21 protein-coding genes are annotated in these 19753 nt (G+C 71.9%); 11 read left to right on the plus strand and 10 right to left on the minus strand.

The genetic code is table 11. The features are described 5' to 3' along the window. Window positions 1–49: 49 nt before the first annotated feature. The 3 genes from ABUW04_RS11025 (at window position 50) to ABUW04_RS11035 (ending at window position 1919) form a co-directional block, all read left to right on the plus strand. Window positions 50–742 (plus strand): 3-oxoacid CoA-transferase subunit A, encoded by a 693-nt coding sequence (locus ABUW04_RS11025; protein ID WP_030261825.1) that lies wholly within the window; start codon window positions 50–52, stop codon window positions 740–742. Then, window positions 739–1434: a 3-oxoacid CoA-transferase subunit B gene (locus ABUW04_RS11030; protein ID WP_380564331.1), complete on the plus strand. Its 696-nt coding sequence runs from the start codon at window positions 739–741 to the stop codon at window positions 1432–1434. Before ABUW04_RS11025 ends, ABUW04_RS11030 begins: the two co-directional genes overlap by 4 nt. Before the next feature lie 98 nt (window positions 1435–1532). Continuing rightward, entirely contained in the window at window positions 1533–1919 is a 387-nt protein-coding gene (locus ABUW04_RS11035; protein WP_380564332.1) for a hypothetical protein, read from the plus strand. Window positions 1920–1941: 22 nt separating this feature from the next. Here the strand turns inward: ABUW04_RS11035 and ABUW04_RS11040 are convergent, their stop codons facing one another. Together ABUW04_RS11040 and ABUW04_RS11045 are read right to left on the minus strand one after the other, a co-directional pair. Next, entirely contained in the window at window positions 1942–2406 is a 465-nt protein-coding gene (locus ABUW04_RS11040) for a phage tail protein (RefSeq protein ID WP_380564333.1), read from the minus strand. A 72-nt stretch (window positions 2407–2478) separates the two neighbouring features. Further along, entirely contained in the window at window positions 2479–3057 is a 579-nt protein-coding gene (locus tag ABUW04_RS11045; protein WP_380564551.1) for a helix-turn-helix domain-containing protein, read from the minus strand. 111 nt (window positions 3058–3168) lie between these two features. Between ABUW04_RS11045 and ABUW04_RS11050 the strand changes: the two genes are divergently transcribed. Continuing rightward, window positions 3169–3666, plus strand: coding sequence for a mycothiol transferase (locus ABUW04_RS11050; RefSeq protein ID WP_380564334.1), 498 nt, complete (start codon window positions 3169–3171; stop codon window positions 3664–3666). A gap of 1463 nt (window positions 3667–5129) precedes the next feature. After that, window positions 5130–5564, plus strand: a complete 435-nt coding sequence (locus ABUW04_RS11055; protein WP_380564335.1) for an AAA family ATPase — start codon at window positions 5130–5132, stop codon at window positions 5562–5564. Between the two features lie 82 nt (window positions 5565–5646). Here ABUW04_RS11055 and ABUW04_RS11060 read toward each other — a convergent pair whose 3' ends face one another. From ABUW04_RS11060 to ABUW04_RS11070, 3 genes are all read right to left on the minus strand, one after another. Then, entirely contained in the window at window positions 5647–6423 is a 777-nt protein-coding gene (locus tag ABUW04_RS11060; RefSeq protein ID WP_380564336.1) for an amidase domain-containing protein, read from the minus strand. Between the two features lie 126 nt (window positions 6424–6549). Then, window positions 6550–7551 carry an NADP-dependent oxidoreductase gene (locus tag ABUW04_RS11065; RefSeq protein WP_380564337.1) on the minus strand — a complete coding sequence of 334 codons (1002 nt, stop codon included), beginning with the start codon at window positions 7549–7551 and terminating at the stop codon, window positions 6550–6552. Between the two features lie 121 nt (window positions 7552–7672). Beyond that, window positions 7673–8122: a carboxymuconolactone decarboxylase family protein gene (locus ABUW04_RS11070; protein WP_030261840.1), complete on the minus strand. Its 450-nt coding sequence runs from the start codon at window positions 8120–8122 to the stop codon at window positions 7673–7675. 105 nt (window positions 8123–8227) lie between these two features. Between ABUW04_RS11070 and ABUW04_RS11075 the strand changes: the two genes are divergently transcribed. After that, window positions 8228–9118 carry a sigma-70 family RNA polymerase sigma factor gene (locus ABUW04_RS11075; RefSeq protein ID WP_380564338.1) on the plus strand — a complete coding sequence of 297 codons (891 nt, stop codon included), beginning with the start codon at window positions 8228–8230 and terminating at the stop codon, window positions 9116–9118. Window positions 9119–9125: 7 nt separating this feature from the next. On the opposite strand, the gene ABUW04_RS11080 is transcribed toward ABUW04_RS11075, so the two are convergent. Continuing rightward, window positions 9126–10406, minus strand: coding sequence for a vWA domain-containing protein (locus ABUW04_RS11080; protein ID WP_380564339.1), 1281 nt, complete (start codon window positions 10404–10406; stop codon window positions 9126–9128). A 133-nt stretch (window positions 10407–10539) separates the two neighbouring features. On the opposite strand from ABUW04_RS11080, the gene ABUW04_RS11085 reads away from it, so the two are divergent. Together ABUW04_RS11085 and ABUW04_RS11090 are read left to right on the plus strand one after the other, a co-directional pair. Further along, window positions 10540–11004: a hypothetical protein gene (locus tag ABUW04_RS11085; RefSeq protein ID WP_380564340.1), complete on the plus strand. Its 465-nt coding sequence runs from the start codon at window positions 10540–10542 to the stop codon at window positions 11002–11004. A gap of 118 nt (window positions 11005–11122) precedes the next feature. Further along, window positions 11123–11749: a maleylpyruvate isomerase family mycothiol-dependent enzyme gene (locus ABUW04_RS11090; protein WP_380564341.1), complete on the plus strand. Its 627-nt coding sequence runs from the start codon at window positions 11123–11125 to the stop codon at window positions 11747–11749. Between the two features lie 57 nt (window positions 11750–11806). Here ABUW04_RS11090 and ABUW04_RS11095 read toward each other — a convergent pair whose 3' ends face one another. Together ABUW04_RS11095 and ABUW04_RS11100 are read right to left on the minus strand one after the other, a co-directional pair. After that, window positions 11807–12670, minus strand: coding sequence for an LLM class flavin-dependent oxidoreductase (locus tag ABUW04_RS11095; protein ID WP_380564342.1), 864 nt, complete (start codon window positions 12668–12670; stop codon window positions 11807–11809). Window positions 12671–12715: 45 nt separating this feature from the next. Continuing rightward, on the minus strand, window positions 12716–14479 hold the full coding sequence (locus ABUW04_RS11100; protein ID WP_380564343.1) for an ABC transporter ATP-binding protein: 1764 nt from the start codon (window positions 14477–14479) through the stop codon (window positions 12716–12718). Between the two features lie 263 nt (window positions 14480–14742). On the opposite strand from ABUW04_RS11100, the gene ABUW04_RS11105 reads away from it, so the two are divergent. Beyond that, window positions 14743–16704: a phosphocholine-specific phospholipase C gene (locus tag ABUW04_RS11105; RefSeq protein ID WP_380564344.1), complete on the plus strand. Its 1962-nt coding sequence runs from the start codon at window positions 14743–14745 to the stop codon at window positions 16702–16704. Window positions 16705–16792: 88 nt separating this feature from the next. Here ABUW04_RS11105 and ABUW04_RS11110 read toward each other — a convergent pair whose 3' ends face one another. Beyond that, the gene (locus tag ABUW04_RS11110; protein WP_380564345.1) at window positions 16793–17680 is read right to left on the minus strand and encodes an SGNH/GDSL hydrolase family protein; all 888 of its coding nucleotides are present in this window, start codon (window positions 17678–17680) and stop codon (window positions 16793–16795) included. Between the two features lie 246 nt (window positions 17681–17926). Here ABUW04_RS11110 and ABUW04_RS11115 point away from each other — a divergent pair, with 246 nt between their 5' ends. Together ABUW04_RS11115 and ABUW04_RS11120 are read left to right on the plus strand one after the other, a co-directional pair. Beyond that, the gene (locus ABUW04_RS11115; RefSeq protein ID WP_380564346.1) at window positions 17927–18592 is read left to right on the plus strand and encodes a DUF998 domain-containing protein; all 666 of its coding nucleotides are present in this window, start codon (window positions 17927–17929) and stop codon (window positions 18590–18592) included. Continuing rightward, window positions 18589–19350 (plus strand): dienelactone hydrolase family protein, encoded by a 762-nt coding sequence (locus tag ABUW04_RS11120; protein ID WP_380564347.1) that lies wholly within the window; start codon window positions 18589–18591, stop codon window positions 19348–19350. Before ABUW04_RS11115 ends, ABUW04_RS11120 begins: the two co-directional genes overlap by 4 nt. 13 nt (window positions 19351–19363) lie before the next feature. On the opposite strand, the gene ABUW04_RS11125 is transcribed toward ABUW04_RS11120, so the two are convergent. After that, window positions 19364–19687 (minus strand): L-rhamnose mutarotase, encoded by a 324-nt coding sequence (locus ABUW04_RS11125; RefSeq protein ID WP_030261861.1) that lies wholly within the window; start codon window positions 19685–19687, stop codon window positions 19364–19366. Window positions 19688–19753 lie beyond the last annotated feature (66 nt).

The raw sequence follows: 19753 nt of genomic DNA on the forward strand, positions 1-19753 counted from the left end.
GTGATATTGATACTTCACCCTATCGACCCCCGCCCCCTAACGTGGAGTCGTGACTGCTCTCCTCCATGACACCTGCGACCAGGCCGTCGCCGGCATCCAGGACGGTTCCACCGTCCTGGTCGGCGGCTTCGGCTTCGCGGGGATGCCGTTCGACCTCATCGACGCCCTGATCCGGCAGGGCGCCAAGGACCTCACGATCGTGTCCAACAACGCCGGCAACGGCGAGGTCGGCCTGGCCGCGCTGCTGAAGGCGGGCCGGGTGCGCAAGGTGGTCTGCTCGTTCCCGCGGCAGGCCGACTCCTACGTCTTCGACGAGCTCTACCGCGCCGGCAGGATCGCGCTGGAGGTCGTGCCGCAGGGCAATCTCGCGGAGCGGATGCGCGCTGCCGGCGCGGGCATCGGCGCGTTCTTCTGCCCGACCGCGGTGGGCACGCCGCTCGCCGAGGGCAAGGAGGCGCGGACCATCGACGGCCGCGACTACGTGCTGGAGTACCCGATCAAGGGCGACTACGCGCTGGTCTCCGCGCACCGGGCCGACCCGATGGGCAACCTGGTCTACCGCAAGACCGCCCGCAACTTCGGCCCGGTCATGGCCACCGCGGCCACCACCACGATCGTGCAGGTGAACGAGGTCGTCGCGCTGGGGGAGCTCGACCCCGAGGCGGTGGTCACCCCGTCCATCTACGTCGACCGGATCGTCCGGGTCCAGGCCCGGAACTACACCGTCCAGGGAGCACGATGAGCATCGTCGCCAGTGCCGCCGCCGGCGCGGTCGAGCACCTCGACCGCGGACCGCTGACCATGGACGAGCTCGCCGCCGTCATCGCCCGCGACATCCCCCGGGGCTCCTACGTGAACCTCGGCATCGGCCAGCCCACCAAGATCGCCGACCATCTGCCCGCGGACGCCGGGGTCGTCCTGCACACCGAGAACGGCATGCTGAACATGGGCCCGGCCGCCGCCGGCGACCAGATCGACCCGGACCTCACCAACGCCGGCAAGGTGCCGGTCACCGAACTGCCCGGAGCGGCCTACTTCCACCACGCCGACTCCTTCGCGATGATGCGCGGCGGCCACCTGGACGTCTGCGTGCTCGGCGCCTTCCAGGTGAGCGCCACCGGTGACCTCGCCAACTGGCACACCGGCCGCACCGACGACATCCCCGCCGTCGGCGGCGCCATGGACCTGGCCATCGGCGCCAAGAACGTCTACGTGATGATGACGCTCTTCACCAGGACGGGCGAGCCCAAGCTGGTGCCGTCCTGCAGCTACCCGCTCACCGGGGTCCGCTGCGTGGGCCGGGTCTACACCGACCACGCCACCTTCGACACCACCCCGGACGGCATGCGGATCCGGGAGACCTGGGGCAGCACGGCGACCGACCTGGCGGCCCGGCTCGACGGCGCCGCCGCAGCGACGCAGTCACGTCGTTGATCGATTCCGGTCGCCGATTAGCACGTCCCTCGGAATGTCGTACCGCCCTCGACGGAACAGGTGACAGGCAGTCACCCGGCTGTGGCATGCTGCCCGGCATGCTCCGATCCTCCGCCTGGACGTCCGTCGTCGTCGCTGCCGCGCTGTCCCTGACCGGCTGCGCCTACCAGGCCAGCGCCACCATCGTGAACCCGGCGGCGCAGCTGCGCGACCAGGACCTGAGCGCCCATGGCACCGCCCACGCCCAGGCCAGCTACACCAAGGCGTTCAAGGCGCTGACCGCCGACTGCAAGGAGCAGGGCACGGCCCTGGCGAGCACGGTCGACGCGGTGCTGGCGGCCCTGCAGAAGGCGAAGTTCGACGACGAGACCCGGCTGACCCTGATGCAGCACCTCGCCGCCACCACCACCGTCCCGGCCGGCACCCCGAAGACCTCCTGCGCCACCCTGGGCACCGCCTACATCGCCCTCCGCAAGAGCCAGTGACCCGCTCCCCGGACCGCGCCGCTCAGTACTCGCCCTTGATCACGAAGAAGGAGCCGCGGATCTCGCCGGCCAGCTTCGACTTCTGCCGCGCGAACTTGAAGCGTGACGCCAGCTCCTCGGGGACGTCCATGCCCTCGGAGAGCTTGAAGCCCACGGCGCGCTTCCCGCCGTCCTCGACGGTGTACATCACGTTGATGGACAGGCCGGACTCGTAGAACACGTAGGCCATCCGGATGCCGTCCACCTCGAAGGAGGTCACCTCCAGGGGCGGGGAGGCGATGACGATGTCGCGCTCCTCGGCGAGGATGCGGTTCACCCACGCCAGCACCTCCGGCGCCTCGGCGGTGGGGGTGACGGTGAAGGTGTGGTCGTACTTGTTCTTGAAATAGCGGGCCTCGTTGGCGCGGAGGCCTGCGAGTGCGTCCACGACCGGGGAGGATTCCAGGCCGACGGTGGACACGTCCTTGAAGTCGACGGCGTACGGCATGTGCCCTCCTGGTGGCCTGCTGCCGGATCGGGTTTTCAGCCTAGTCGCCGGTGCGGTGCGCGATCGCCGCGGTTACTCCGTCGGGGCGGCCCGGCCGCTCTGGTGTCCGCGCCGGGCGTCGCGGTCGAAGATGCCGAGGATCTCGCAGGGCCCGTTCTCCGCGCCGATGGCGTGCGGGAGCATGGTGGGGAACTCGGCCGCCTGGTTGGTCTCCACGCGGAGGCGGCGGTTGCCCAGCAGCAGGACCGCTGTCCCGGACAGGACCACCAGCCATTCGCGGCCCGGATGGGCGCGCAGCCGCGCGGGGCTGTCCGGCGGCGGGTCGGTCATCCGCTGGCGGACGACGGTCATGCCCGGGTCGGACTTGACGGGCCACCGCAGCACTCCGTGGGCTCCGTCGATCATCGGGCTGGAGATCACGTCGTCGCCAGCGGTCTCGACCAGCTGGTCCAAGGTGGTGTCCAGGGCCCGGGCCAGGGTGACCAGTTGGTCCAGGGCCAGCCGGCGTTGACCGTTCTCGATCCGGCTGAGCGTGGACTGGCTCAGCCGGGCGCGGGAGGCCAGCTCCTCCAGCGACCAGCCCTGCGCCACCCGCAGCCCGCGGATGCGCTTGCGCACCAGGCTGTCCAGCTCCGCGTCGTCATCGCCCATGCCATGCGTCATAGGCATGACTGTATGCCGTTATGGCAAGCGCTGTCTGATTCCGGGGTCGTCGTTCGTCACAGCGCTGACGTCCTCGTTCCCCGGAAGGGAAGTACCGCCATGACGGATCTCCAGGTGCGCGACCTGCTGGCGTCGCTGCGCGAGCAGCGGCGCCATGTGCTGGGCGCGGTCGCGGGGCTGTCCGACGACGAGCTGCGGCGGCCGGCGCTGCCGTCCGGCTGGAACTGCCTGGGGCTGGTCAACCATCTGGCGCTGGATGTGGAGTGCTTCTGGTTCCGTGCCGTCCTGGCCGGCGAGCCCGGGGCCCGCGCTCTGCTCGACGCCAGCGGGGACGCCTGGAAGGTGCCGGATGACGAGCCGTCGGGTGCCGTTCTGGCCCGCTATCGCGAGCAGTGCGCGGGTGCGGACGCCGTCATCGCCCGGACCGCCGCCGGAGCCGCCCCGGCCTGGTGGCCCGACGACCGCTTCGGAAGCTGGCGGCTGGACACCCACCGGGAGCTGCTGCTGCACGTGATCGCCGAGACGGCCTGCCACGCAGGCCATCTGGACGCGGCCCTGGAACTGCTGGACGGCCGCCAGTGGATGGTGCTGCACTGACCGTTCCGCCGCCGCGCGGACCAGTCGGCGCAGGCGGACCCGACCCCTCCGGTTTCGGATCCGTCTCGGCCCGGCATCAAGCTGGCAACGGAGTGTTTAAGCAGGTCAAACCCCCTTCTGTGAAAGATCGCCGGTTTGATACACCTGCTCTGCGCACCTCTCGTCGTCACGGGCACGGGCGCTTCACCCGGCCACTTCGCTCCAAGGTCCGCCCATGCCCGCGCGCGCCGTCACGCCCTCGCTCACCATGCTCTTCTCCGCCGGTTACCTGGCCCCCTACCTGCTGCCGACGCTGGTGGGACGGCTCACGGCCGACTACCGGCTCGCGCCCGCCGCGGCGGGGGCGATCGGCAGCGCCCTGCTGCTGGCCTCGGCCGCGGCCGGGTTCACCCTCACCTCCCGCAGGTCGGCGGGCAGCGCCGCGGCAAGGGCCAGGGCCGGTCTGGCCCTGCACATCGCCGGCTTCGCCCTGGCCGCGGCCGCCCCGGTCGGGGCGCTGCCGCTGCTGGTGCTCGGCTGCCTGCTGGGCGGCGCCGGATCGGGGACGGTCGCCGCGGTCGCCGCCACCGGCATCGCGGGGCAGCACGATCCGCACCGGACCTCGGTCCGCGGGCTGCTGCTGACCTCGGCCGTCGCCGGCTCCCTGTATCTGATCCTGCCTCACCTGGGCGGCGGCCACCGGCTGCCCTTCGCCTGTATCGCGGCCTGGGGCGCCCTGGCCCTGCCCGGCACCGGCGCGCTGCTCGGCACCGGGCGGGCCACCGGGACCACCGACGCACCGCTGCCCCCGGCCGGACCGCTGCCGCTCCGCGCCGCCGGGTCCACCCTGGCCTGCTGCATCCTGCTGTGGTCGATGGCGCAGAACGCGCTGTGGGGAGTGAGCGCCCGGATCGGACTCGACCGGGCCGGCCTGTCCGACTCCCTGCTGGGCCTGGTCTTCGCGGTGGCCCTCGGCGCCGGGCTGCTCGGCACCGCCGCTGCGGGCTCGCTCGGCAACCGCCTCGGCCGCGCCCTGCCCATCGGCGCGGGCACCGTGGCCATCGCCGGATGCGTGGCGCTCAGCGCGGGCGCCCACTCCGCGCTGCCCTTCGCGTTCGGGGAGATCGCGTGGAACGGCGTCTACCCCTTCGTGCTCAGCTATCTGTTGGGCCTGGCCGCCCGCCTGGACGGCCGGGGCCGCTGGGCGGTGCTGATCGGCTCCGCCTCGTCGCTCGGCGTCGCCTGCGGCCCCATCACCGGAACGCTGCTGTCGGTGTCCGCCGGGTTCACCACGACGGGTCTGCTTCTCGGCAGCGTCCTGCTGCTGGTGGCGCTACCGATGGCAGCGGTGGCCCGGGGCACGGATCACGCTGTCGCCCGACCCGCGGCCCGGCGCTCCGGGCTAGCCTGGCTCGGTGACGGAACGAGTGAGCACGGTGGTGCTGATGTGTGGGCTGCCGGGAGCAGGCAAGACCACGTACGCGATGGGGCTGGAGCGACGCGGTTTCGTCCGACTCTCCATCGACGAGGTGGTCTGGCGACGGCTCGGCGGGCGCGACGCCGGCCTGGTGCTGGAGACCGAGGCCTTCGACCAGCTCAAGGAGGTGGTCCGCCGCGAGCAGCGGCGGGAACTGGTCGAGCTGATGCGGGCCGGCCGTGACGTGGTGGTGGACTACAGCTTCTGGAGCCGCGCCGCCCGCGACGACTACAAGGCGCTGATCGAGGCCCACGGCTGCCGCTGGGAGCTGATCCACCTCAAGGGCGACCGGACGGTGCTGGAGGGTCGCCTGGCGGTACGCAACGCAGAGGAAGGCGCCAACTCCGTCACCGTGGACGCGGAGTTGTTCGACCGCTACCTGTCCGGCTTCGAGGAGCCGGACGGAGAGGGCGAGCAGGTCGTCCTGCAGTCCCCGGCCTGAACTGGAGCAGGGGGCCGTCCGGCTGCAGGCCGGACGGCCCCCTCGCTCTCAGGTCCTCGGATCGCTCCCGGGCAGTCGGTCGCTAGACCTGGGGGCCCGCCGGGTCGGTGGGCAGGGCCAGCCGGGACTTCGGGCTGGGGGTGGTCGGGGTGGCCGGGGCCGGGTGCAGCAGTCGCTGCTCGGCGGTCCAGGCCCAGACCTCCAGCAGGGCGTTGGGGACCAGCCGGACCAGGTGCGAGGGGGCGTAGTAGTGGTAGCCGTAGTCGAGCCGGGCGTTGTTGTGGGCGTCCACGGTCGCCTCGGTCGTGTCGGTGGCGGCCTGGGCCACCAGGCCGACATGGCTGAGGGTGCCGTCGGGGCCCAGGTAGGTGACCACGATGTCACCGGGCTGCGCCTGCCCGGGCTGGTCGCCGACGTCCTGCCCGATGCCGCTGTCCATCAGGTAGGCGTAGAGGTTGTTGTACTGCGGCAGCTCCGAGATCAGCAGCAGGTCGTAGACCTTGCCGTTGGGCGCGGTGTAGTTGAAGTAGTCGTCCTGCGGGTCGTTCGGGCCCAACCCCGGCACCAGCCCGGCGGCGGCCAGCGCCCGGGCCACGAACTCGGCGCACTGGTACTGGGGCTGGGCGCTTCCGAAGGCGACCGGGGTGCTGTCGTTCCAGGCCGTCCAGTTCCAATGGGCGTCGGCGTAGCCGACCTCGATCGCGCGCGAGACCACATCCGTGTCCGGCAGCGTCTGACGCTGGCTCAGGGACGGCCGGGGAGCCGCGACCGCGGGCCCGGCCAGCGCCGGAGCGCCGGCGCAGACGATTCCCACCACGACCGCGGCGGAGGCGATTCGGCTTCGGAGAACATGCGTCACTGTGGTGGACTTCCTTAGCTCTTGGTTCTGGACAACACCATCTCTCACTCACCCAGACTCCTCACAGCCGCCACAGCGTCACACCGGATCAGTAAGAAAATGGCATGACCTCGGCAACGAGGCCGCTCAGTCCGCCACCCGGACCAGCATCTTGCCGGTGTTCTCGCCCCGCAGCAGGCCGAGGAAGGCGTCGACGATGCGGTCGAAACCGTCGACCACGGTCTGGTCCACGCGTATGCGTCCCGCCTGGATGTGGGGTATGACCAGGGCTTCGAGGTCCGCCCTGGCGTCGAGGTGGTCGCGCACCCCGAAGCCCTCGACGCGGAGGTCCTTGCGCATGATCTCGGCGAGGTTGCGCGGTGCCGCCGGCGGGTCCTCCGGGTTGTTGTACTCGGCGATGGCCCCGCACCAGGCGACCCGTCCCCGGGTCCGCAGCGCGGCGAGGGCTGCCTCCAGGTGGTCGCCGCCGACGTTCTCGAAACAGACGTCGATGCCGTCCGGTGCGGCGGCGGCGAGCTGTTCGGTGACGCTCGCGTCGTGGTAGTCGAAGGCCGCGTCGAAGCCCAGCACGTCGATCAGGTACCGGACCTTGGCGGGTGTCCCGGCGCTGCCGATGATCCGGCCGGCGCCCAGCAGCCGTGCGATCTGGCCCACCGAACCGCCGACCCCGCCCGCCGCCGCGGAGACGAAGAGGTCCTCGCCGGGTTGCAGCCGGGCGATCCGGGTCAACCCGACGAACGCGGTCAGCCCCGTGCCGCCGAGCACACCGAGATAGGCGGGCAGCGGAACTCCGGGCGGTGCCACCACGGTTCGGACCTCGTCGCCGGTCAGCACGGCATGGGTGGCCCACCCGTGGTGGTGGAAGACGGTCGTCCCCTCCGGCAGGGCCGGGTCGCGCGACTCCACGACCCGGCCCAGGCTCCGACCTTCCAGCCCGAAACCCCGCGCCCAGCCCTCCCTGCGCATCAGTCCGCGCATGTACGGGTCGACGGACAGGTAGAGGTTCTGCACCAGCACCTGCCCCGCCCGCAGGTCCGGCGCCGTCCCGGTGACCACGGCGAAGTCCTCGGGAACCGGAACCCCCTCGGGCCGTCGGACCTGGCGGACGGCGGTGAACGTGCGGGACACGGGGACTCCTCGCTGGGCGTGGGCAGGCAGGGTCGGCTGACGCCACGACAGGTGCGATGATCACGCTAACGGATGCCCCGGCACACCCACCACCCTGCCCAGGCCCCCGGCCCGCCCGCCCTCACCAGGACTTGCCGGCCTGCTCCCGGACCGTGTGATTGATCGTGTTGAAGAACTTGGTCAGAGCGATGTTGAGGACGATCGCGGACAGCTGCCCCTCGTCGAAGTGGGCGGCGGCGGCGTCCCAGATCTCGTCGGTCACCCCCGGCGCGCCGTCCTGCAGCCGCGTGGCGGCCTCGGCCAGTGCGAGCGCCGCCCGCTCCGGCTCGGTGAAGAAGGGCGTCTCGCGCCAGGCGACCACGCTGTGCAGCCGCTCGTCGGTCTCCCCGTGCTTCTTCGCCGACCGGGCCCCGGCGTACACGCACGGGCTGCAGCTGTTGATCTGGCTGGTGCGCAGATGCACCAGCTCCAGCACGAGCGGGTCCACGCCCGCGCCGTGGATCGCCTTGTTGAGATGCTTGATCGCCGTCATCACGTCGGGGTTCGGCCGGCTCTCGATACGTGCTTCCATCGGTCCTGCTCCTTTGAAAGGTGACTCGTAGTTGACTCGTCGGTTACCTGGACCGCTCCAGGGCCGTCATACCTGTGACGGAGCAGAGCCGAGGAAGGTAACAACATGTCCGACACCAGCCCGATGGACCCGACGGACCCGGTGGCCAAGGCGTTCCAGGACCAGCGCGAGCGTCTGGTCGCGATCGCCAACCGGATGCTCGGATCGAAGGCCGACGCCGAGGACGCGGTCCAGGAGGCCTGGCTGCGGCTCTCGCGCCAGGACGCGGCCGAGATCGACAACCTCGCCGGCTGGCTGACCACGGTGGTCGGCCGGATCAGCCTGGACGTGCTGCGATCGCGTACGGCCCGCCCCGAGGCGACCTACGACGACACGCTGCCCGAGCTCGTGGTGGCGGTCGCCGACGGCCCCGCGCCGGAGGACGAGGCGGCGCTCGCCGACTCGGTCGGGCTGGCTCTCCTGGTGGTCCTGGAGTCGCTGGGGCCGACCGAGCGGCTGGCGTTCGTGCTGCACGACCTGTTCGCGGTGCCGTTCCAGGAGATCGGCCAGATCCTCGGCAAGTCCACCGCCGCCACCAAGATGCTCACCAGCCGCGCCCGCAGGAAGGTGCGCACGACCGAACGGCCGACGGCCGCCGGACGCGAGCAGCACGATGTCGTCCGGGCCTTCCTGGCGGCAGCCCGCCGCGGCGACTTCGAGGGACTGCTGCGGGTACTCGACCCGGAGGTGAGACTGACCGTCGACACCCCCGACGGCGTGGTGGTGACCCTCGGCGCCACCAAGGTCGCCGCCGGCGCGCAGCTGGGCGCGGCCGCTGCCGCGCGGGGGACGGCGGTGCTGGTCAACGGCCTTCCGGGGATGGTGGCCTGGCGCGAGGACGGCGCGCCGATGTCGGTCATGGCGTTCACGGTGGTGGCGGGCCGGATCGCCGGCATCGCCATCGTGATCGACCCGGCCAAGCTCGCGGCGATGGACCTGCCCGATGCTGTCGGCTGAACAGGTGTCAGGCGATGCCGAGCCGGCGGGCCTCGGCCAGCCACTGCGGGAACTCGCTGAGCAGGCGGTCGTACAGCTCCGCGTCGGTGATCCGGTCGAAGTCGTCGACCTGGAAGAAGCCGGCGTTGTCGACCACCCGCCCCGGCAGCGTGTCGAAGCGCTCCAGGATGCCGTAGTCGGACTTGCCCAGCCCGATGAACTGCCAGAACAGCGGCTGGGAGGCGGCCCGGGTGAGCAGCTCCTGGATCTGCCGGCTGCGGTTGATGCCGCCGTCGGAGAAGAACAGCACCAGCACCGGATCGCCGGGACGCTCCGCGTAGTAGTCCAGGATGTCGCGGATCACCTCGGGCTCGTTGTTGCCGCCGAAGACGTCCACCAGGTAGTCGGGGACGCGGGAGCGTCCGTTCGGCAGCTCCGGGAGCTGACGGTGCCCGGCGCGGATGTAGACGTTGCGCTCGATCCACCCGGCCAGCTCCGGGACCCTCAGTTCGGGCAGCCGGGCGCAGTGGTCCGCGAAGATCCAGGCGTCCAGGGAGCCGTCGTCGTCCACCACGGCGGCGACCGGGGCCATCCGCTCCACCAGGCGGCCCACGGTGCCGCCGTTGTAGAGCGGGCGCATCGACCCCGACCGGTCCAGCACCAGGGCGACCCGGGCCCGGATCCCGGCGGCGCCCCGCTTGGCCAGGTTCACCCGCACGATCTCCTTGCGCAGCGAGACCGGGTCGGCGGGGGCGGCGGCCGGCGCGGCCTCGGCCGGGGTCGGTGCCGGCGCCGCGGTCGGCTCGTCGTCGACGGCGACGCCGAAGTCGGCGGCCAGCCCGGCCAGGCCGGTGTCGTAGCCCTGGCCCAGGGCCCGCAGCCGCCAGCCGCCCTGGCGCCGGTAGACCTCGCCGAGCAGCAGCAGGGTCTCCCGTCCCGCGGACCGTACCGGGAAGACGGCGGCGACCGCGCCGTCGGCGTCGTGCAGTTCCAGTGCCAGGTCGCGCACATGGGCGAAACTGCCGTCGTCCAGGGTCGCCGCGATCACCACCCGCTCCACGCCCGCGGGCAGCCGCTCGGGCTGCAGCAGCAGGGACTGGCGCCCCGGCGTGCCGCCCTGGTGGCGCACCGCGCCGCCCTCCGCCTCCGGCTGGTTGTAGAACACCAGGTCGGCATCGCTGCGGACCTTGCCGCCCGCACCCACCAGCACGGCCGAGGCGTCCAGCACCGAGCCGCAGGACCAGCGGACCACCAGGTCCAGCGAGCCTGAGGGGACAGCGACATTGGCACCGGGGAGGAGTTCCGTCATGGCGGCATTGTTCCGCAGCGCGGGCCCTCCCGGCGGCACTTTCCGAGGCGCGGGGTCCGGGCCGGTCGGGCCAGGTCCGGGGCGGGACCGGGGCGCTGGAGGGGTGCCGTTGCCGGTTTCCTAGACTCGGCGGGTGACCAAATTCTTCCTCGCCCTGCACATCCTCGCCGCCATCGTCGCCATCGGCCCGGTCGCCGTGGCGGCCAGCATGTTCCCGCCGGTCGCCCGGCGGGCGCTGGCCGCCCCGGGCGCCGGCGACGCCGAGGCGACGATGGCCGTGCTCTACCGCATCTGCCGGATCTACGCGCTGGTCGGTATCGCCGTACCGCTGTTCGGCTTCGCCGCGGCCGGGGTGATGAAGGTGACCGGCCAGACCTGGGTGATCGTCTCCATCGTGCTGACCCTGCTCGCCGCCGTGGTGCTGGGCGCACTGGTGCTGCCGCGCCAGGCCCAGCTGATCGAGGGCGGCCGCGACGGTGCGGCGGCGTCCGTGAAGGACACCAAGCAGCTGGCGATGTTCGTCGGCATCTTCAACCTGCTCTGGGCCGCCGTCACGATCATCATGATCGTCCGCCCCGGCTCGACCCTGGGCCACTGACTGGCCCGCGCAGGCGGGCGGCGACCACGGTGCCGACTCGCAGGGAAACGTGCTCCCGGCTGATCGGGTGGCAGTCTTGTGGTCCGACCGGCGGACGAGGACGGGTGAACGGACGACCATGGGTGACGCGGAGTTGTGGGGCATGGTGCATGCGGAGCGGGCGGCGCTGGCCGAGGACCTGGCGGGGCTGGTGGACGCGCAGTGGAGCACGGAATCGCTGTGCACCGGGTTCACGGTCCGTCAGGTCGTGGCGCATCTGACGGCGGGGGCGAGGCTGGGGCCGGCGCGCTGGATGGCCGGCGTGATCCGGTGCCGGTTCGACTTCGACGCACAGAACGCGTACCGGCTGGCCCAACAACTGGGGGCCGACGCCGGTGAGACGCTGGAACGGTTCCGCCGCTCGGTCACCAGCACGACCAAGCCGCCGGTCCCGGTCGTGGCGGTGCTGGGCGAAGTGGTCGTGCACGGCGAGGACGTCCGCCACCCGCTGGGCCTGCGACGCGACTACCCGGTCACGGTGTTGACCCGGGTCGCCGAGTACTACCAGCGCACCAACATGACCGTGCCGAGCAAGCGACGGACGCAGGGGCTGCGGCTGTCCGCGACCGACGGACCGTTCGCCGCCGGCCCACTGGACGGCGCGCAGGTCAGCGGCAGCACGCTCGCGCTGGTCATGGCGATGGCAGGACGGTCGGCGTATCGCGCGCAGTTGGCGGGTGACGGAGCGCCGGCCATCGCGGGCTGAGCCCGAAGCCGCGACCGCCCTCGGCCCGGTGACCGTCGACTCCGTGGGCCGTCGCGGTCACCCGCGCGGGGGTCCCTGCTCGATCCTGCGCAGCAGCGGCTCGGCGCGGTCCAGGTCCTCGCCCCAGGGGATGCGTTCGTCCCACCAGGTGGCCCCGGCGTCGGCGCGTGCGGCGACCAGATCCCGGCCGGCGGTCCCGGTGGGGCTCGCACCGCCGACGACGATGTCGAACGGACGGTCCGTCAGCCCGTGGTCGGCGCGGCAGGTTCGGAGGAAGCGCACGAGTTCCCGCACCTGGCCCAGGTCCGGTGGTTGTGCGGCCTGCCAGCCGGCCATGATCGGGATGGCTCCGTCCCAGCGTGCCGCTCGGCGCATCGGTGCCTTGTTGGGCCAGACCCCGCCGACCCAGATCGGGACCCGCGGCCGCTGGACCGGGGTGGGCCGGAACACCACGTCGTCGATGGTGGTGTGGTTGCCGCGGTAGCTCACCGGCTCACCGGACCAGAGCAGGTCCAGTGCGTGCAGGCCCTCGTCGAGGCGTTCGGCGAGCACCCGGGCGTCGGTGGTCTCGCCGAAGCTGCCGTACTCGTCGGCGAGGGGAGCGTCCAGACCGGCGCCGAGGACGACGCGTCCGCCGGTGAGCCGGTCCAGGGTGGTCACCTCCCTGGCGAGTTTGGCCGGCCGGCGCCGGGCCACGGGGGTGACCGCGGTACCCAGCCGGATCCGGCGCGTTGCCAGCGCCGCGACGGTGAGCAGGATCCAGGGGTCGGCGATGTCCCGGTGCAGGGCCTTCTGTTCGACCACGTGGTCCCAGACCAGCACCGCGTCCCATCCGGCCGCCTCGGCCCGACGGGCGACCTCGGCGAAGACCTCGGGCCGGGCGAACTCGCCGAAGTTGGGAACGCTGACGGAGTAACGCATGACCCCCACCCTGCCACCCGGCACTGACAGGAGCGGGGGCACGCGTCAGGCGATGTTGCCGGCGTGGATGTCGGCGTACTCGCCGCCGTGGTGCAGCAGTTGGTCGTGCGTGCCGATCTCGGCGATCCGGCCGGCACGCATGGTGACGATCCGGTCCGCGCCACGGATGGTGGACAGCCGGTGGGCGACCACGAAGGTGGTGCGCCCGTGCATCAGCCGCGCCAGCGCCTCCTGGACCAGGGCCTCGGCGCGCAGGTCCAGGGCCGAGGTGGCCTCGTCCAGGATGAGGATGCGGGGGTCGCGGATCAGTGCGCGGGCGATCGCCAGGCGCTGCTTCTGCCCGCCGGACAGCCGCGCGCCGCGCTCGCCGACCACGGTGTCGATCCCCGCGGGCAGCCGGTCCACGAACTCCAGGGCGTTGGCGTCGCGGAGCGCGTCGCGCACCTTCTCCTCGGGGAGTTCGCCCATGCCGTAGCCGACGTTCTCGCGGATGCTCCCCTCGAACAAGATCGGCTCCTGGGGGACGATGGACAGGGAACGGCGGAAGGTGCGCAGGTCCAGGGCCTCCATGTCGACGCCGTCCAGGAGGATCCGACCGGTGCTGGGGCGCAGGAATCCGATGGCGAGGTTGAGCACGGTGGACTTGCCGGCGCCGGAGGCGCCGACCAGGGCCACGGTCTCGCCCGGCGCGATGTCGAGGCTGAAGTCCGCGACGGAGGGGTCGGCGGCTTCGGGGTAGGTGTAGCCGACCGCCTCGAAGCGGACGGCGCCGGTGACGGCGGCGACCTCCGCCTTGCCGGCGTTGCTCTCCAGGTCGGGGGCCTGCAGGACCTCGCCGATGGACCGCACGGACTCCAGTCCCTTGCTGATGGTCGGCGCCAGGTTGATCAGCGCGGTCACCGCGGCGGTGAGCGTGGTGAAGAAGGCGCTGAGCATCACCACGTCGCCCGCGGTGACTCCGAACGCTCCGCTGTAGGCGACCTGGGCCGCCACCGCCAGGCAGCCCACGCCGAGGGCGTTGAGGGTCACCCAGGACAGCGCTCCGAAGCGGCCGTTGAGCAGGTCCAGGCGCAACCCCGCGCCCTGGACCTGGTGCAGGGTTCCGTCGACGCGCCTGATGGCGTCCTGCTCCAGTCCGTGGGCGCGGGTGATCGGGATCAGCGAGGTCATCTCGATCACCCGGGAGGACAGGACCTCGACCTCCTGGCGGAAGAACTCGTTGTGGCTGCGCAGCCGCGACCGCAGCCGCATGACCAGGGTCGCGGCGGCCGGGACGACGATCAGGAAGACGGGCAGGAACACCGGGGTTCGGGCGGCGATGACCGCCAGACCGCCGATCAGGCTGCAGATCGCGGCCAGCCCGCCGTCGGCGGACTGCTGGACCATCTGCTCCACGGTCTCCACGTCGCGGACCACCTTGGTCTGCAGCACCCCGGCGCTGACCCGGGAGTGGTAGCCGATGGACAGTTCCTGCAGCCGGCGGCAGATCGCCGAGCGCAGCCCCGTGCTCATCCGCCGGATGGACCGGCTGTAGCAGCGGACGTAGAGCAGGTGGCCCGGGAAGTTGAGCAGCAGCAGGGCGAACAGCAGCCCGCAGTTGAGCCAGAGTCGGGTGAGGGGTCCGTGGCTGACCACGATGTCGATGACGTTGGCGGTGACCACGGGCAGCAGCCAGGTGGGGCTGTGCTTGACGGCGAAGGCGGCGGTGCCGAGGGCGAGGCGGCCCCGGTCCTCGCGGAGCAGGTAGAGCAGGGTGCGCAGCGGGTTCTCGCCGCGGTAGTGGTGGTCGAGCGGACTGGACGACGTCACGAAGGCTCTCCCGGCATGCAGTTCGGGAACTGAGTGATGGGTGCGGAGCGAGGCAGCGAGCAGGCACGACGTTGGGCCGCGGACAGCCTAGAACACCTGGACGACGCGTCGACGGGCGCCGCGGTCCGATCTCGAATCGGTAACGGGTATGGACCAAAAGTACGGTCGTGTTCATGCCGCAGACATTCCGGTCCGCGCGGCCCGTCACCTTGCCGCCGGACATTGGCGTGGCCCCTTGCTGCCCCCGTCCTCCGGAGGTCCCCGTGCCCGCCCTGTCCCGCCGTACCTTCCTCGGCTCAGCCGCTGCGGCCACCGCCGCAGTGGGCGCCAACGTCCTGCCGGCCTCGCTGGTCAAGGCCGCCGCGGCCCCGGCCGCCGCGGGCTCCATCAGCGACATCGCCCACGTGGTGATCTTCATGCAGGAGAACCGCTCCTTCGACCACTACTACGGCAGGCTCTCCGGCGTCCGGGGCTTCGGCGACACCTCGCTGCTGCGCTTCCCGAGCGGCTCCGACGTGTTCCACCAGACCACCAGCGGACCCAGCGGCGGCAGCGTGCTGCTGCCCTGGCACCTGGACACCAGCACCACCAACGCCCAGCGCATCGTGGACCTGGACCACTCCTGGTCCGGCACCCACTCGGCCTGGAACAGCGGCCTGTACAACAACTGGATCCCCGCCAAGACCAAGACCACCATGGGCTACTACAGCCGCAACGACATCCCCTGGCAGTACGCCCTGGCGGACGCGTTCACCGTCTGCGACAGCTACTTCTGCTCCGTGCAGGGGCCGACCAACCCCAACCGGCTGTACCAGTGGACCGGTTGGATCGACCCCAACGGCACCGCCGGCGGACCGGTGACCGACAACAGCGAGAAGGGCTACACCTGGACCACCTATCCGGAGCGGCTCCAGGCCGCCGGACTGACCTGGAAGGTCTACCAGGAGGCCGACAACTACGACGACAACCCGCTGGCCTGGTTCACCCAGTTCAAGACCGCCTCGCCGAGCTCCGCCCTCTACACCCGCGGCATGGCCCGATCCGCCGACTCCGTCGCCGACTTCGCCGCGGACGTCGCCAACGGCCGCCTGCCGCAGGTCTCCTGGGTGGTCGCCCCGGCCGCCAAGTCCGAGCACCCGGCCAACCCGCCGGCCTACGGCGCCAACTACGTCAACGGCATCCTGGACGCCCTCGCCTCCGACCCGGCCACCTGGGCCAAGACCGTGGTCTTCCTGAACTTCGACGAGAACGACGGCTTCTTCGACCACGTCGCCCCGCCGGTGCCGCCGACCGGCACCGCCGACGAGTTCATCAGCGGCAACCCGATCGGGCTGGGCCCGCGCGTGCCGATGACCGTCATCTCGCCCTGGAGCAGCGGCGGCAGGGTCTGCTCGCAGACCTTCGACCACACCTCGGTGCTGCAGTTCGTGGAACGCTGGAGCGGGGTCACCGAGCCCAACATCTCCGCCTGGCGCCGCCAGGTCTGCGGCGACCTCACCGCGGCCTTCAGCTTCTCCACCGCCGGCACCGCCTTCCCCACCACGCTGCCGGACACCGCCGCACTGGTCGCCGCCTGCGACGCGGAGAAGTCCCTGCCGGCCGCCACCGCACCGTCCAGCTCCACCCTGCCGGCCCAGGAGAGCGGCGACCGTCCGGCGCTGCCGATCGGCTACCGCTTCGACACCACCTCGTGGACCGACACCTCCACCAACCGGATCTGGTTCAAGACCGTCGCCAACGGCAGCCTGGGCGGCGGCTTCACGGCCTACGCCGTCAACCACCGCACCTACGCGGCCTGGCGCTACACCTGCGCGGCGGGCGGCAGCATCTCCGACTACTTCAGCGCCCTGACCTACGGCGGCGGCCCCTACGACTTCGACGTGCACGGCCCGGACGGCTACCTGCGCGGCTTCCAGGGCGACGTCCGCACCTGGACCAGCACCACCAAGGCCCACCCGGAGGCCTATGTCGTCGACAACGCCGACGGCGCCACGCAGACCCTGCACCTCACCAACGCGGGGACGGTCGCGGCGGTCTTCACCGTCGGCGTGAACGTCGCCCAGGGCGCCTCCGGCGGGTCCGTCCGGAGCGTCACCGTCGCCGCCGGCGGCAGCTGGACCGGCACCCTGGCCAGCACGGCCGGTCGCTACGACTACACGGTCACCGCCAACGTCGGCGACGGCTTCGCCCGCCGCTTCGCCGGCCGCCAGTACCTGGGCAGCTGACGCAGGGTCCGTTCCACCGCAGGTCCGTTCCACCGCAGCGCCGTTCCACGGCCGGGCCCGGGGTTGCTCCCCGGGCCCGGCACGCCACTCAGCCGAGACCGAGCACCGTGGCGACCTGGTCCGCCATCTTGGACTCGCCCAGCGCGTTCGGGTGGACCGGCACGTAGTTGGTCCCGAACAGCAGCGGCTCGATCCAGCGGGTGCCGGCCGGCCGGCAGGCGTCGTGCCCGTTGGAGACGGCCGACATGTCGACGTAGGTGGCGCCGGTGGCCTGCGCCGCACGCTGCACGGCGGCGTTGAGGTGGCCCTCCAGCTCCCGCAGGTAGGGGATGTCACCGGAGGCGATCGGCAGCTTGGCGAAGCAGCCCGGGACGGCCGTGGCCGGCACGATCCAGGGGTAGCCGACGATGGCGACGCGGGCGTTGGGTGCCTTGGCCCGCACCGCGGTGAGCGCGGCGACCAGCGCCGGATAGGTGCTGGAGTCGATCGAGTCGTCGAAGCTGGAGCCGTAGAGGGACTGGCACGGGTGGCCGATGCCGAGGGTCAGCACACCCGCCGAGCCGCAGGCGAGGATGGCGTCGATGAAGGTGTTGTTGTCGTTGCCGCCGATGGTCATGGTGACCAGGTCGGTGCTGCTGCTCAGCGCGTCGAGCTGCGGGGCGACCCCGGGGTACTGCGAGCCGGCGTAGTCCTTGGTCTCCGCACCGCCGCAGGTCACGTCGGTGAGCTGGGCCCCGATCCGGGCGGCGAGGTCGTGCGGGTAGTTCGCCGTGGATCTGGCGCACTCCAGCGCGGCGCCAGGGTCCAGTGGGAGCACGCCCGAGCCGGCGCTGTAGCTGTCGCCCATGGCGACGTAGTCGACGGGGGTGGCCGTCGCCGCCCGGGCGGGCGCGGCCAGGGCGAGGCCGCCGGTCATCGCGGCCGCGACGGCGAGGACGGCGAGGCGCCAGGGGCGGGAGTGGGTACGGATCGACATGCTGGTCTCCTTGAGTGCGGGGGTGGGTCCGTACAGGAGGTGCGGGTGCGACCGGCGCGGGGCATGGGGATGCCCGGTATCCGGGGTGTCCGGCTGATGACATGGGCGTTTCGGCTAAGTTACCGATGGGGAAGTTACCGACCGGTCAGAACGTTGGCAAGGGTTCTGACATGACCGGTGCGCGGGCGCGGCGCAGCCCGCTCCGCCCGACATGTGAGGGACGGCCGGCCGTCCTACCGTAGAGAGATGCGCCCCGTCCCAGGGTGGACCCTGATCACTGCGGGAACGGCGCCGATCCTGCTGGTCGGCGGCTGGACGGTCGCGGCGCTGCTGCTCGGATCGGGCTATGACCCGGCCACGGACACCATCAGCGTGCTGGCCTCGGTGGGGGAGCCCTACCGGTGGCTGATGACCGCGGCGATCGCGGGTCTCGGGGTGTGCCATGTCGCCACGGCGGTGGGGCTGCGCGCCGCCCCGTTGGTGGGGCGCATCGCCCTGGCGGGCGCCGGCGCGTCGGCGATCGTGCTGGCGCTGACCCCCGAACCGCACGACGGGGCCTCCTTCCAGCACGGCACGGTCGTCGCGGTGGGCTTCTCGCTGATGGCCCTGTGGCCGGCGCTGGCCGCACGGCGCGGCCCGGCGGCGCCCTGGGTGCTCCGACCGCGGACGGTGCTGCTGGTGACGCTGCTGGTGCTGGCGGGCGCGGCGTGGTTCCTGGTGGAACTGCGTGATCACGGCCTGGTCGGGGTCGCCGAGCGGGCCCTGTGCGCGATCCAGTCGCTGTGGCCGCTGGTGGTCGTGGCCTCGTGCAGACGCCGACTCGCCGCCGGGTTAGGTGAATGGCGCGGTGTGCTTGGTGAGAGGGTGGGCCACGCAAGTGCACCCCCAGACGAAGGCAGGATCCGGACATGACCGCCGTACACGGCAGCACTGTCGACATCCCGACCCAGGACGGCACGGCGGACGCGTACTTCGTCCACCCCGAGGGCGAGGGGCGCCACCCTGCCGTGCTGCTCTACCAGGACGCGTTCGGGCCGCGCCCGGCGCTCAACGCGATGGCCGACCGGCTGGCCGCCGAGGGCTACGCGGTCCTGGTGCCCAACGTCTTCTACCGCCAGGGCCGTGCCCCGGTGGTGCAGCTTCCGGCGCACATCGACCACGACAACCGGGGCGAGCTGTTCGCCCGACTGATGCCGCTGATGCAGGACCTGACGCCGGACCTGGTGGTCGCCGACGCGCACGCCTACCTCGGCTGGCTGGCCGACTGCCCGCAGGCCGCCGAGGGGCCGGTCGGCATCACCGGCTACTGCATGGGCGCCAGGCTCGCCCTGCACACCGCCGGCGCCTACCCGGACCGGGTGGCCGCGGTCGGCGGCTTCCACGGCGGCCGGCTCGCCACCGACCAGCCCGACAGCCCGCACCTGGCGGCCGCCACGATGACCGCGGAGGCGTACTTCGGCCACGCCGACCAGGACCAGTCGCTGCCGCCGGAGCAGCAGGAGCGCTTGGAGAAGGCACTCACCGAGGCCGGCGTCACCCATCGCTGCGAGGTGTACCAGGGCGCGGGCCACGGCTACACCCAGTCCGACACCTCGGACTTCAACGCCGAGGCCACGGAGCGCCACTGGGTCGCCCTGCTGGAGCTGTTCGGGCGCACGCTGCGCGGCTGACGGTCCGGAGCCGTCAGTCGAGGTGGAAGACCTCCTCGGCGGGGGACCACCATTCGCCCGGCGACGCTGTGTCGAGAGGCTGCTGACAGGGGTCGGTGAGCGCCCACCACTGTCGGGTCGCCGGGTCCTCGCCGATCGCCGCGGTGTCGCCGGGGTAGTCGTCGCCGGTGTACTCGAGGTAGCTGAACAGCAGGCCGTCGCGCAGGAAGATGGAGTAGTTGCCGATGTGCGCGCGCTTCAGCGCGGCCAGCACCTGCGGCCACACCTCGGCGTGCAGGGCCCGGTACTCGGCTTCCTTCTCCGGGCGCAACCGGATCACGGTGGCGAATCGCTGCATCGTCGGACTGTGCCTTCCCTCGGAGTCCCCGCTGCCGGGGTTGTCGCAGCGGCGGGCCGGTCTGCG

This window comes from Streptacidiphilus jeojiensis (assembly GCF_042510965.1).
GTDB lineage: Bacteria > Actinomycetota > Actinomycetes > Streptomycetales > Streptomycetaceae > Streptacidiphilus > Streptacidiphilus jeojiensis.